11 protein-coding genes are annotated in these 13247 nt (G+C 66.2%); 4 read left to right on the top strand and 7 right to left on the bottom strand.

What is annotated here, in order from left to right; genetic code table 11:
* The first annotated feature begins 72 nt into the window (after positions 1-72).
* Positions 73-525 carry a hypothetical protein gene (locus B0I00_RS07825; protein ID WP_100866824.1) on the top strand — a complete coding sequence of 151 codons (453 nt, stop codon included), beginning with the start codon at positions 73-75 and terminating at the stop codon, positions 523-525.
* On the opposite strand, the gene B0I00_RS07820 is transcribed toward B0I00_RS07825, so the two are convergent.
* From B0I00_RS07820 to B0I00_RS07805, 4 genes are read right to left on the bottom strand one after another with little or no spacing between them, the layout of a single operon-like run.
* Entirely contained in the window at positions 515-1696 is a 1182-nt protein-coding gene (locus B0I00_RS07820) for a BaiN/RdsA family NAD(P)/FAD-dependent oxidoreductase (RefSeq protein ID WP_100866823.1), read from the bottom strand. The genes B0I00_RS07825 and B0I00_RS07820 overlap by 11 nt on opposite strands.
* Positions 1693-3312, bottom strand: coding sequence for an NAD(P)/FAD-dependent oxidoreductase (locus B0I00_RS07815; protein ID WP_100866822.1), 1620 nt, complete (start codon positions 3310-3312; stop codon positions 1693-1695). The genes B0I00_RS07820 and B0I00_RS07815 overlap by 4 nt, the downstream gene beginning before the upstream one ends.
* Before the next feature lie 41 nt (positions 3313-3353).
* A complete protein-coding gene (locus B0I00_RS07810) occupies positions 3354-4637 on the bottom strand; it encodes a serine hydrolase domain-containing protein (protein ID WP_100866821.1) in 1284 nt (427 codons plus the stop codon).
* Positions 4634-5503 carry a dienelactone hydrolase family protein gene (locus tag B0I00_RS07805; protein ID WP_100866820.1) on the bottom strand — a complete coding sequence of 290 codons (870 nt, stop codon included), beginning with the start codon at positions 5501-5503 and terminating at the stop codon, positions 4634-4636. Before B0I00_RS07805 ends, B0I00_RS07810 begins: the two co-directional genes overlap by 4 nt.
* Positions 5504-5633: 130 nt before the next feature.
* On the opposite strand from B0I00_RS07805, the gene B0I00_RS07800 reads away from it, so the two are divergent.
* Together B0I00_RS07800 and B0I00_RS07795 are read left to right on the top strand one after the other, a co-directional pair.
* Positions 5634-6470 (top strand): SDR family oxidoreductase, encoded by an 837-nt coding sequence (locus B0I00_RS07800; RefSeq protein WP_100866819.1) that lies wholly within the window; start codon positions 5634-5636, stop codon positions 6468-6470.
* Positions 6471-6574: 104 nt separating this feature from the next.
* Positions 6575-8683, top strand: coding sequence for a PQQ-dependent dehydrogenase, methanol/ethanol family (locus B0I00_RS07795; RefSeq protein ID WP_100866818.1), 2109 nt, complete (start codon positions 6575-6577; stop codon positions 8681-8683).
* A gap of 61 nt (positions 8684-8744) precedes the next feature.
* Here the strand turns inward: B0I00_RS07795 and B0I00_RS07790 are convergent, their stop codons facing one another.
* Positions 8745-8990 carry a DUF6356 family protein gene (locus B0I00_RS07790; protein WP_100866817.1) on the bottom strand — a complete coding sequence of 82 codons (246 nt, stop codon included), beginning with the start codon at positions 8988-8990 and terminating at the stop codon, positions 8745-8747.
* 102 nt (positions 8991-9092) lie between these two features.
* Between B0I00_RS07790 and B0I00_RS07785 the strand changes: the two genes are divergently transcribed.
* Positions 9093-9569 carry an Lrp/AsnC family transcriptional regulator gene (locus B0I00_RS07785; protein ID WP_198519171.1) on the top strand — a complete coding sequence of 159 codons (477 nt, stop codon included), beginning with the start codon at positions 9093-9095 and terminating at the stop codon, positions 9567-9569.
* Positions 9570-9578: 9 nt separating this feature from the next.
* Here B0I00_RS07785 and B0I00_RS07780 read toward each other — a convergent pair whose 3' ends face one another.
* Positions 9579-11615 (bottom strand): glycoside hydrolase family 97 protein, encoded by a 2037-nt coding sequence (locus B0I00_RS07780; RefSeq protein ID WP_100866816.1) that lies wholly within the window; start codon positions 11613-11615, stop codon positions 9579-9581.
* Positions 11615-13246 (bottom strand): alpha-amylase family glycosyl hydrolase, encoded by a 1632-nt coding sequence (locus tag B0I00_RS07775; protein WP_100866815.1) that lies wholly within the window; start codon positions 13244-13246, stop codon positions 11615-11617. The genes B0I00_RS07780 and B0I00_RS07775 overlap by 1 nt, the downstream gene beginning before the upstream one ends.
* Position 13247: the final 1 nt, after the last annotated feature.

Below are 13247 nucleotides of genomic sequence, written 5' to 3'. Positions count from 1 at the left end.
TGGAGGGCGCGCGACAAGCAAAACAGGTGTGCTTAACCGCCTGATAACCATGGATCGGCTAAGTCCCCTTGCATGATCCAGGAAAACCCCGTCCGCTTCGGCCAGGCCTTTCACGGCACCGAACACCCCGACACCGCCGCCCAGCGGATCAAGAAGGATTACGTCGACACCATGATCGCGCTGAAACGCGAGAACATGGAGCGGGTCTATTCCTATGTCTCGGGCCTGATGGACAAGGCCAAGGAAGAATTGCAGCACGCCCGCAGCGGCGGGTCGAGCGGGGACCACCGCAAGCTGGCCCTGCGCGCGCACATCGACGAGATCGCCGCCTATCTCAAGGGCCAGGCGCTTGAAGTCACGCTGCCGACGACAGCCAACGATGGCCATTATGACAACAACGACATCGCCCCGTTCTTCGGCCGGGTGAAATGCGTTATGGACCAGTGGTACGACGGCCACCTGATCGCGATGTACGACGAAATGGTCGTGCTGACCAACCTCAAGGGCAAGCCGGTCAGGGAATAGCGCGCCCGCAGGCGACCGCGCTCGCCCAGGCCCACTGGAAATTGTAACCGCCGAGCCAGCCGGTCACGTCGACCGCTTCGCCGATCGCGTAGAGCCCGGGCACCTTGCGCGCCTCCATGGTCTGCGACGACAGCCCCGCCGTGGCGATGCCGCCGGCCGTCACCTCGGCCTTGGCAAAGCCTTCGGTGCCGTTGGGGGTGAAGGCCCAGCGACGCAGCGCCTCTTCGGCGCGGACCAGCGCCCTGTCGCCTTGCGCGCCCAGTTCGCCGGCCATCCCCAGCTTGTCGAGCAGCGCGTCGGCGAGCCGTTCGGGCAGCCGTTCGGCCAGCGTACGGCGCAGCGTCTGGCGCGGGGCGGCGCGCTTGGCATCGACCAGCCAGCCGCGCGCGGCATCGGGAACGAAGTCGACCTGGATCGGCGTGCGATGCTGCCAATAGCTGCTGATCTGCAGCATGGCGGGACCCGACAACCCGCGGTGGGTGAACAGTGCGGCCTCGCGGAAATGCGCCTTTTTCCAATGAACCTCAACTTCGGTTGAGACTCCCGACAACTCGCGAAACAGGGCTTCGTCCTCGCCCAGGGTGAAAGGCACCAGAGCCGGGCGCGGCTGGATCACGCCAAGGTCGAAGCGGCGGGCCAGATCGTAGGCAAATCCGCTTGCGCCAAGCTTGGGGATCGACGGACCGCCGGTGGCGATGACCAGCACCGGCGCGGTGTGTCGCGTGCCGGCCATCATGACGCGGTAGAGGCCATCGCCGTAGTCGATGTGGGACACCGGCTCGCCGAATGCGAGGCGGACCTGGCCCTTGGCGCATTCCTCGAGCAGCAGCGCGACGATCTGCCGGGCCGAGCCGTCGCAGAACAGTTGCCCCAGCGTCTTTTCGTGCCAGGCGATGCCATGGGCTTCGACCAGGTCGATAAAATCGCGCGGGGTATACCGGCTCAGCGCCGACTTGGCGAAATGCAGGTTGTCCGACAAGTAGCGGTCGGGCGCGGTGCCGAGGTTGGTGAAATTGCAGCGCCCGCCACCCGAAATCAGGATCTTGCGCCCGGCTTCGGGATTGTGATCGACGAGCAAAACGCGCTTGCCGCGCTGGCCGGCCACGGCGGCGGCCATCAGGCCGGCCGCGCCCGCGCCCAGCACGATCGCATCGAAGGCTTGACCGTTCATCCCTTGACGATGGACGCGGCCATCGCTTCGCCCACCTTGATCCCGTCGATCGCGGCCGAAAGGATCCCGCCGGCATATCCGGCGCCCTCACCCGCCGGGAAGAGCCCGGCAACGTTGAGCGACTGGAAATCCTTGCCGCGGGTGATGCGCACCGGGCTGGACGTGCGGGTCTCGACCCCGGTCATGACCACGTCGGGATCGTCGTAGCGGCGGATCTGGCGGCCGAACACCGGGATCGCCTCGCGCATCGCTTCCACCGCGAAATCGGGGAGGCAGGCAGCAAGATCGGTCGGCGTGACACCGGGCTTGTAGCTGGGCACGACCGCACCGAGCGCGGCCGATGGCCGCCCAGCGAGGAAATCCTCCACCCGCTGCCCCGGCGCGCGGTAGCCGCCGCCGCCGGCCTCGAAGGCCAGGCTTTCCCACTTGCGCTGGAAGGCGATGCCCGCCAGCGGCCCGTCCGGGTAATCGCGCGCCGGATCGATGCCGACGACGAAGCCCGAATTTGCGTTGAATTCGGCGCGGGAGTACTGGCTCATCCCGTTGGTGACGACGCGGCCTTCCTCGCTGGTCGCGGCCACCACGCGCCCGCCCGGGCACATGCAGAACGAATAGACCGTGCGCCCGTTGCTGGCATGGTGGACCAGGCTGTAGGCCGCCGCTCCAAGATCCGGATGCTTGGCGAAACGGCCATAGCGCGCTTCGTCGATCCAGCTTTGCGGGTGCTCGATCCGCACGCCGACCGAGAACGGCTTGGCCTCGATATGCACGCCCCGGGCATGGAGCATTTCGAAGGTCGGGCGCGCCGAGTGGCCCACGGCCATGACCACGTGGTCTGCTTCCAGAAAGGTGCCATCGTGCAGGTGCAGGCCGCGCAGGGCAAAGCCATCGCCGCGCCGTTCCAGCTCCAGATCGTCGACCCGCGTCTGCCAGCGGTATTCGCCGCCCAGGCCTTCAATCGTTTCGCGTAAGCTCTCGACCATCGTGACGAGACGGAAGGTGCCGATGTGCGGATGCGCTTCCCACAGAATGTCGTCGGGGGCGCCGGCCCTGACGAACTCTTCCAGCACCTTGCGGCCAAGGAAGCGCGGGTCCTTCACCCGGCAATAGAGCTTGCCGTCGGAGAAGGTCCCCGCCCCGCCTTCGCCGAACTGGACGTTGCTGTCGGGATTGAGCTCGCTGCGCCGCCACAGGCCCCAGGTGTCCTTGGTGCGCTGGCGCACCACCTTGCCGCGGTCGAGGATGATGGGTTTGAGCCCCATCTGCGCCAGAACCAGTCCGGCAAAAAGGCCGCAGGGCCCGGCGCCGATCACCACCGGACGCTTGCCGCTCCATCCTTCTGGCGCGTGGACCGGCGGGTGCCAGGTCATGTCGGGCGTGGGGCGCACGTCCTTGTCGTCCGCGAACCGTTCCAACACCCCTGCCTCGTCCGCCACGTCGACATCGACGGTATAGACCAGCAGGATCGCCGACTTGCGGCGCGCGTCGTTGCCGCGCTTGAACAGCGACCAGCCACGCAGGGCATCGGGCGCGATGCCGAGGCGCGCGCAAATAGCCTCAGCAAGCGCTTCGGCCGGATGGTCGAGCGGGAGGGTAAGGCCGGAAAGGCGGATCATCCTCGCGCCCCTAGCGGCAAACGCGGCTCAGGCCAACAGCGTCACCGGGCCGGCGGGCCGAGATAGTCGCGGCCATAGACGGCGGCGCGGATATCGCGGTGCAGGGTGCCGTCGAAGGGGACCTTCTGCGTGGCGAAGACCACCGCCATATCGTTCACCGGATCGACCCAGAACAGCATCGAGGGCATCCCGTCCCAGAAAAACTCGCCCACGGCGCCGCGGTTTTCCTCCGGCGTCTGCGGCGGCGCGGTCCGCACCGCGAAATCGACGCCGAAGCCGAGCGCACCCTTGCCCGGCAGGAACGAGCGTTTGGTGATTGCCGGATCGAGCATATCGTCTGTCATCACAGCCAGGGTCTGCGGCTTGATCACCTGCACCCCGTCAAGACTGCCCTTGCCCAGCAGCATGCGCGCGAAACGCATGTAGTCGTCGATAGTCGAGACGATCCCCGATCCGCCCATGACCATCGGCTTGCCAATGAAATTGGCCTCGAGCCATTGCGCCTCCGCCATGGGCTGCAACTCGCCGTCCTTCGCTTCGTAGATCCGTGCCAGCCGCGCACGGTCGGCCGCGCTGCGCTTCCACGCGCTGTCCGTCATGCCCAGCGGCAGAAAGATGTGGTCGCGGACGTATTCGTCGAACGGCTGGCCGGACAGCGTCTGCACCAGCAGCGCCTGCACATCGACCGCCGCGCTGTAGGACCACTGCCGGCCCGGATCGTCGATCAGCGGGATAGTCGCCAGCTTGTCGCCAAGCTGGGCCAGCGTGTTGTCGGATGAGAGGTGATCGACCCGCTCGATCAGCCTTCCCAGACCGCCCGGCCCTTCACCATAGACGAACCCCGCGGTGTGCCGCACCACGTCGCGTACCAGGATCGGGCGCGATGCGGGGCGCGTGAGCGGATTTCCGGCGGCATCGTCGCCGAGATAGACCCGGGCGTTCGCAAACTGAGGCAGGTAGAGCGCCAGCGGATCGTCGAGCCGGAAGCGCCCCTGCTCCCACAGCTGCATCAGCGCGACGCCGGTGACCGGCTTGGTCATCGAGAAAATCTGCACCAGCGTGTCGCGGGTAAAAGGCACGCCCCGTTCGCGGTCGGACTGGCCGGCGACGAAAAACAGGCGTTCGCGCCCGCCCTGCCAGACCAGAACCGAAGCGCCGACGGTCCGGTCCTGCGCGACCATTGCGGACACGGCCCGTTCGATCCGCCGCGTGTCGAGGCGCACCGAAGCGACCTCGGCCGGTCTGGCCGCGACCTGGGCCGGAAAGCCGGCGGCAGTCGCCAGAGCCAGGGCGATTGCCGTCAGCCCTCCCCGCCTCGCGATCATAACGTCTTGAACAGCGCCAGCATCCGGCCCCAAGCGCGGTTGGCTTCGGCCTCGTTGTAGACCGGCGCGTCGAGCGTGCACCAGCCGTGGTCGGCATTGTAGACCTCGATCTCCGCCGGGCGACCGGCGGCCGCGGCCGCCGCACGCAGCGCGTCCTTGTCGCCGGGGGCCTTGGCATCGTCATTCCTGGCCACGGCGAAAAGATAGCCGGCCTTGGTCGCGGCGAGCAGCCGGTGCGGGCTGTCGGCTGCGTCGGTGACAAGGCCGCCGCCGTGGAATGAGGCCGCCGCGCGCACGCGGCCCGGCACGGCATAGGCAGTGCGCACCGTAAAGGGCCCGCCCATGCAATAGCCGCTGGTCCCGACACCCTTCTTCGTATCGACGCTGCGCTGCTTGTCGAGCCAGGCGACAAAGGCCCTGGCATCGCGCATCGTCCCGGCGGGCGACAGCGCGGCGATCATCGGCTTCAGCTTGGCCTGGCCTTCGGGCGTGCGCCATTCGGCCATCGAGGCGACCACCGGCGCGGGCGAAGAGCGATAGTAGTGGTTGACCACCAGCACGGCGTAGCCCTCGCGCGCCAAGCGGCGGCCCATTTCCTTGTAAGCGTCGCGCAGGCCGGCGATGTCGGGCCAGACGATCACGGCGGGAAAGGTCCCGCGCGCCGGGCGCACGAAGAACGCGTCGGCCGTGCCATCGGGCGTCGCAACCTTGACCATCTGCTCGGTGAGGCTGCCCTTGTCCATTACCCGCGCATCCGCACAGGCCGCGGCCATGCTGGCCGCGCCGGCGGCCGCGAACTGGCGGCGGTTGAAACCAAGGCGGGAAAGCGCCGCTTCTTCCTGCGGCACGGTCGTATCATCGCACATTCGACGCTCCATCATCCCCGAAGCCGCCACGATAGCCGCGCCTTCGCGCAGGTCCAGTCCTTCGCGATTGTGACTGGACGGTCCCGCCTCAGACGCTAAGTTAATCGGACGATTAAACGAAGGAGAGGTCATGTCCGATCACGTGCGCGGAAAGTCGATCGTCATAACAGGCGGCGGCGGCGGATTTGGCCGGCTGGTTGCGCAGAAGGCTGCCGCCAGGGGAGCCCGCGTGACCTTGGGGGACATCGACTGTGACGCCGCCGAAGCTGTCGCAGGCCAGATTCGCGATCATGGCGGCGAAGCGCAGGCGATCGGCGTCGATGTGACCGATATCGCCGCGATGAAGGCTTTGGTGGCCGCGGCAAACGATGCCTTCGGGGCGGTCGACGTGATGATCAACAACGCCGGTATCATGCCGCTGGCGTTCTTTGCCGATCACGAAGCTGCCCACGCCGCGTGGCTGCGCTGCATCGATATCAACATCAAGGGCGTGCTCAACGGCCAGGTCGCCGCCTATGACGCGATGATTGCCCAGGGCCGCGGGCACGTGATCAACGTGTCGTCGATCTACGGCAATTTCCCCGTCACCGGAGCGGCGGTCTATGGCGCCACCAAGGCGGCGGTGAACTTCCTGTCGGAAAGCCTGCGCGTCGAAGCGCGCGGCAAGATCAAGGTGACGATCGTCAAGCCCACGGGCGTTCCCGCCACGGGTCTGTCGGGCAGCGTCATCAACCCTGCCGCAAGCGTCGGCATACTCGGCCAGAACGCGGGGGATTTCGGCGCGATGATCGAGGCCATGCAGGCCGGGACCTTTCCCGCCGACCGGCTCGACCCCGAAGGGATCGCCTATGCCTCGCTTGCACCAGAGCATATTGCCGATGCGATCATCACCGCGATCGACCAGCCGTGGGGCGTCTCGCTTGGCGACATCACCATCCGCGCGGCGGGGGACCACTTCATCCTCTGAGAAACTAAGCCGGCGATTAAAGTTGCAATCGGGCCGCTATTGCGGCGAAACATCACGACTGACCCACCGGCCAAGGTGGGCATCGAGCGGAGAGGGAACTGAGCATGCACCGCAGAATACTGGCCGGCCTGGCCGTCTTGGCACTGGCAGCCTGCAACACCGCCAAGGAACCGTCGCCTGCGGCCACCAGCGGGGTGACCGACGCCATGATCGCCGGCGCGGCGGAGGGCGAATGGCTGAGCTACGGGCGCGACTATGCCGAGCAGCGCTTTTCCCCGCTGACCCAGATCAGCGATGCCAATGTCGGGCAGATGGGCCTGGCGTGGTTCGCCGATCTCGACACCGCGCGCGGCCAGGAAGCGACCCCGCTGATGCACGACGGCACGCTCTACATCTCGACCGCCTGGTCGATGGTGAAGGCCTTTGACGCCAAGACCGGCGCGCTCAAATGGTCCTACGATCCGCAGGTACCCCGCGCCAAGCTGGTCGATGTGTGCTGCGATGCGGTCAACCGCGGCGTCGCGCTTTATGGCGACAAGGTCTATGTCGGCACGCTCGACGGTCGGCTGATCGCACTCGACCAGAAGACCGGCAAGGTCGTGTGGGACAAGCCGACCATTCCCGAAGGCAGCAAGATGGCGATCACCGGCGCGCCGCGGATCGTCAAGGGCAAGGTCCTGATCGGCTCGGCTGGCTCGGAATACTTCACCCGCGGCTACCTTGCTGCCTTCGATGCCCAGACCGGAGACGAGGCGTGGCGATTCTACACCGTGCCCGGCGATCCGTCGAAGGCCCAGGAGGGCAAACATCTCGATGCGGCGCTCAAGACCTGGAGCGGCGATTTCTGGAAGCTGGGCGGCGGCGGAACGGTGTGGGATTCGATCACCTACGATCCCGTCACCAACCTGGTCTACTTCGGCACCGCCAATGCCGAGCCGTGGAACCCGGCCTATCGTAACACCGGCGGCGCCGGCGACAGCCTTTACACCGCCTCGATCGTCGCGGTGAACGCCGACACCGGCGAATATGCCTGGCACTTCCAGGAAACCCCGGAGGACCGCTGGGACTTCGACAGCAACCAGCAGATCACCGTCGCGGACCTCACCATCGACGGCCAGGTCCAGCACGTGATCATGCACGCGCCCAAGAACGGGTTCTTCTATGTGCTGGACGCGAAGACCGGCAAGTTCATCTCGGGCAAGCCTTTCGTCGACGGAATCAACTGGGCGAGCGGGCTCGATCCGGTGACCGGCAAGCCCAACGTCAACCCGGAAGCCAAGTACGAGATCACCGGCAAGCCCTTCGTCGGATCGCCGGGCGCGGTCGGCGCGCACAGCTGGACCCCGATGAGCTTCAGCCCGAGGACCGGGCTGGTCTATATCCCGACCAACAACACGCCGCAGCTCTATGCGCCCGATCCCGACTGGAAGCCGGGCACGACAGGCTTCCAGCTCGGCCTCGATGTCAGCGCCGGCAACCTGCCCCCCGACAAGGCGGTTCGCGCCGCGACTGTCGAGGCGATCAACGGCGCGCTGGTCGCTTTCGATCCGGTGGCGGGCAAGGTGAAGTGGAAGGTGCCCTATCCGATGCCGACCAATGGCGGCACGCTGGCGACGGCCGGCAACCTGGTGTTCCAGGGCACCGCAACGGGCGAGTTCAACGCCTATTCCGCCGACGCCGGCAAGAAGCTGTGGTCGTTCGGCACGCAGAGCGGCGTGCTCGCCGCGCCGATGACCTACATGATCGACGGCGAACAGTACGTCGCGGTCCTTGCCGGATGGGGCGGGGTTTGGGACGTCTCGGCCGGCGCCCAGGTCAGCAAGAAGATCACCCCCAACATCAGCCGCCTGTTGGTGTTCAAGATCGGCGCCAAGGGGGCGCTGCCGGCCATGCCGCCCAGCGCCAAGCGGGTGCTCGATCCGCCGCCGACCACCGGCACCGAACAGCAGTTCGCCGCGGGGATGAAGTACTATTCCAACTCGTGCTCGGTCTGCCACGGCAGCGGCGCAGTGGCCGGTGCGCTCAACCCCGACCTGCGCCATTCGACCGCGCTGGGCAATCCCAAGCTGTGGCAGGAGATCGTCCACGACGGCCTGTTGAAGGACAACGGCATGGTCGCCTGGAAGGGCCAGTTCACTCCTCAGCAGATCGAGGAAATCCGCCTCTGGGTGATCAAGCGCGCCAACGAGGACAAGGCGCTGGGCGGCAACTGACGCAGAACCGCCGGTTGGCAGTAAAAGGGGGCGCGGAACGTGGGTTCCGCGCCCCTTGTCGTCAGATCACGAAATCCAGGATTGCCGACATCGCCTTGCGGTTGCGGTTGGCCACCATGGTCGAATGCAGTGTGGTAATCTGCTTGCTGCCGGTCTTGACGAACAGGAACGGCAGCAGGCCGTGTACCATGCAGGCGAGGCCACCCAGCACCATGCGCAGGCCAAAGCCGGTCGCCATCGCCAGATGCTCGCCATAGGTTTCGCCGACGCTGGCGGGGTGGTCGGTAAACAGCTTGGCGATCGGCATGGGGCAGCTCCTGTTGTGTAAGGGGATGATGCCACCGTGCGAGCGCAATTTCTTCGCCTATTCTCTGGCAATTTCGATAAAATAGGGTAATCTTATCAACCTATGAGCGATGAAATCAGGATGGATTTGCTGGATTGGGCAATCCTGCGCGAATTGCAGGGCGATGCCTCGCAATCGGTCCAGGCGATCGGCGAGCGGGTCGGCCTGTCGCACAACGCCTGCTGGCGCCGTATCCGGCGGCTCGAGGACAGCGGCGTGATTGCCCGCAGGGTGGCGCTACTCGATCCCGACAAGGTCGGCCTTGGCACCACGGTCTTCGTCGCGATCCGCACCAACCGCCACGATCCGGTCTGGCTCGACGCCTTTTCGCGCGCGGTCGCCGGGATCGACGAAATTGCCGAATGCCATCGCATGGCCGGGGACGTCGATTACCTGCTCAAGCTCGCGGTGCGCGACATCGCCCACTACGACCGGATCTACCGCAAGCTGATCGCCGCCGTGCCCGACTTTGCCGACGTCAGCTCCAGCTTCTCGATGGAGCGGATGAAGGCCAGCACGGCCCTGCACCGTCCGAGCTGACGCGGCGCGCTATTTCCCGGCCTTGAGGCGGATGGCAAAGCCGCCGCCCGGTGCCATGCGCAGGGACAGCTTGTCCGTCGATCTGAGGACGCGCTTCTCGATCGCGACGCTGTGGCGCTTGTCGGTGCGGTAGTCGGCATCGTCCCCGTCGCGGTAGATCTCGGCGGTGTAAGTCACGCCTGGCTTCAGGAACGAGAGGTCGAAGCTGACGCTGCGCGCCTCCTCGTCGGTGATGCCGCCGATGTACCAGTCCTTGCCGCCGCGCACCTGCCGCGCGATGGTGACATAGTCGCCCACCTCGCCATTGAGCACGCGGGTATCCTCCCAGTCGGTCGGCACGTCGCGGATGAACTTGAAGGTGTCCATGTGCCTGGCATAGTTTTCGGGCGTGTCAGCGGCCATGACCACCGGCGAATAGAGGACGACGTAAAGCGCAAGCTGCTTGGCCTCGGTCGACAGGATCGCGCTGCCATTCTCCCCCGTCAGGCTGAGCACGCCGGGGGTAAAGTCCATCGGCCCTTCGAGCATTCGGGTGAAGACCAGATTGGCTTCGTGCTCGGGAGGGTTCTTGCCGGCCCAGGAATTGTACTCCATCCCGCGCGACCCTTCGCGGGACACCCAGTTGGGATAGGTGCGGTGCAGCCCGGTGCCCTTGATCGGTTCGTGGCTGTCGAAGGCAACCTTGTACTTCGCTGCGGCTTCGGCGACGCGGACGAAGTGGTTGCTCATCCACTGGCCCTCGTGCCACTCGCGGTACTTGGTGCCGTCGGCGTCGACCCGCTCGATCTGCCCGGCATCGGTGACATAGCCGGTCTTGACCACCGTGATGTTGTGATCGGCGGCGAACTTGAACGCCTTGTCGAACTGGTTCTCGTAATGGCTGGCAGCGCCGCCGGTCTCATGGTGGCCGACCAGCTGCACGCCCTTCTTTTTCGCATAGGCGGCCAGCACGCCGGCGTCGAAATCCTCGGTCGGCTGGGCAAAGTCCATCGCCCAGCCGTTGCCGAACCAGTCGCCGTCCCAGCCCACGTTCCAGCCTTCGACCAGAACGTTGGGAATGCCGTTGGCGGCGGCAAAGTCGATGTAGCGCTTGACGTTGGCAGTGGTGGCGCCGTGCTTGGGTCCGCGCGCCCACGACCATTCGCCCTTGATCATGTTCCACCACACGCCAGCGAACTTGCCCGGCTTGAACCAGCTTACGTCCCCCAGCTTGTTGGGTTCGTTGAGGTTCAGCATCAGGTGGCTGGAATAGATACCGGCGGCATCGTCGGCGACGATCAGGGTGCGCCACGGCGTGGTCCACGCCCCGTTCTTGACCACCTTGGCCGCGCCCGCGCCCGGCGTCAGCGCCGCGCGCAGCGTGGTGCCGCCGCTGCGTGCCACGGCCATGCCCGAATAGTCGACCAGCGCCGCTTCGTGGAGCGCGACGTGGGTTCCGTCTTCAAGCTTGATCGTGACCGGGGTGTCGGCGGTGCCGAGCGCCGAAAGCGGCGTTTTGTTGTAGAGGTATTCCTCGCGGTTCCACAGGAACGCTGGCTTCCACCAGGCCGTGCCATCGCTGGCGAAGGCGAATTCTGTCAGTTCCTCGGCAATGTTGGCGCGGGCCAGCTGTGCCTGCGCCGGAACTTCATAGCGGAAGCCGACACCGTCGTCGTAGATGCGAAACCGTACGTCGAAGCGTCGCTTGTTGCGCTGGGTTTCGGCGACGTGGACGGTCAGTTCACGGTACTGATTGCGGATTTGGCGCCATTCGCCCCACGGCTGCTGCCAAGTCTCGTCCTTGTCGGCGCGCTCCGTGCCGGTGATCGCAAGGCTGCGGTCGATCTTTTCGGCATCCGTGAACAGGAACCCCAGCCGCGAGGGGGCCAGGATCGGCTTGCCCTTGCGCGTGACAGTATAGGCCAGCCGGCCGTCCTCGACCGTCTTGACCTCGACCACGATCGAGCCGTTGGGCGAGGTCGCGGTCACGGGCGCGGTGGCCTGGGCCAGGGCCGGTGCGGAGATTCCCAGCGCCAGCAGCGCGATGGAGCGGTAAAGATAGCGCATCAGGCTTCCTCTTCGATCACGATCCCGCCGAAGGCGGGCAAATGACTGCCGGGCTGCGCCCCGTTGACGGCGATCAGCACGGTGCCGGGCGCCTTTACCGGCCAGGCTTGCGGCTGGGCTGACAGGTTGAAGGCGCACAGGAGCGAGCGTCCCTCGGCGCGGCGGCGGAAAGCCAGCACGCTGTCATCGGCGAGGAGCGTCTCGAACGTGCCCTCGCGCAGCGCCGGATCGGCCTTGCGCAGGGCCACGAGGTCGCGCGTGAGGTTGAGCAGCGAGGCGGGGTCGCACTCCTGCCGGTCGGTGGCGCGGGACAGGTTGTCTTTGCCGAGCGGCAGCCACGGCTGGCTGTCGGTGAAGCCGCCGTGTTCGTCCTGCGCGGTCCACGGCATCGGCGTGCGCGCGCCGTCACGCGACAGGGTCAGCGGCCAGTTGGCGATCGCCTCGGGATCCTGGAGCTGCTCGAACGGGATGTCGACCTGGGTCAGGCCCAGTTCCTCGCCCTGGTACAGGATCACGTTGCCACGCAGGCACATGAACAGCAGCATCTTGAGCCGGGCGAAGACGTCGCGGTCCCGCGGCGCGCACCAGCGCGAGAGGGCGCGCGGCGCGTCGTGGTTCTCGAAGGCCCAGCTTGGCCAGCCGGTGCCCTTGGCGTCGGGCCAGTCGGACTGGGCCTCGGCCACGGTCTTGGGATCGAGCGCATCGGCATAGAGAAAGTCGAAGCCGTAGGCGCTATTCAGCCGCGTGCTGCCCTGGGTGTAGAGCCGCATTTCGCTGAGCGCCTCTTCACCGCCGACTTCGGCCATGGTGAACACCGCATCGTAGCTGTCGGTCAGCTTGCGGATCCGTTCGATGAAGGCGGGAATGTCGGCGTGGCTCTGGTTGAACTTGCGCAGCTGGAAATCGAACGGGCGGGTGCGCGGCTTGCCGTCGTCGGGCGCGGGCGGATTATCGGTCAGCGCCGGATCGTGCATGGCAAAGTTCAGCGCGTCGAGCCGGAACCCGTCGACGCCCCGGTCCAGCCAGAACCCTGCCACGTCGAGCAGCGCCTGTTGCACGTCCGGGTTGTGGCCGTTGAGCTGTGGCTGGCTCGACAGGAAGTTGTGCAGGTAATACTGCCCGCGTCGCGCGTCCCAGGTCCAGGCCGGTCCGCCGAAGACCGACTGCCAGTTGGACGGCGGCGAGCCTTCGGGCTTGGCGTCGGCCCAGATGTACCAATCGGCCTTGGGGTTGATGCGACTCTGCCGGCTTTCGGCGAACCAGGCGTGCTGGTCCGAGGTGTGGGCATAGACCTGGTCGATCATCACCTTGAGGCCGAGCGCATGCGCCCGCGCGACCAGCGCGTCGAAATCGGCCAGCGTGCCGAAAATCGGATCGACGTCGCAGTAATCGGCAACGTCATAACCGAAGTCCTTCATCGGACTGGTGAAGAACGGCGACAGCCAGATCGCGTCGACGCCCAGCCGGGCGATGTGATCGAGCCGCGCGGTCACGCCTGGCAGGTCGCCGATGCCGTCACCGTTGGAATCGGCATAGCTGCGCGGATAGATCTGGTAGATCACCGCGCCACGCCACCATGGGTGCGCGGCAGTGTCGGACGCAGCGGTCGGAATGGGAGACAATCTGTTCATC

The organism is Novosphingobium kunmingense (assembly GCF_002813245.1).
Taxonomy (GTDB): domain Bacteria; phylum Pseudomonadota; class Alphaproteobacteria; order Sphingomonadales; family Sphingomonadaceae; genus Novosphingobium; species Novosphingobium kunmingense.
The sequence above is the reverse complement of the archived record's forward strand: the minus strand, read 5'-3'. Positions and strand labels throughout refer to the sequence as shown.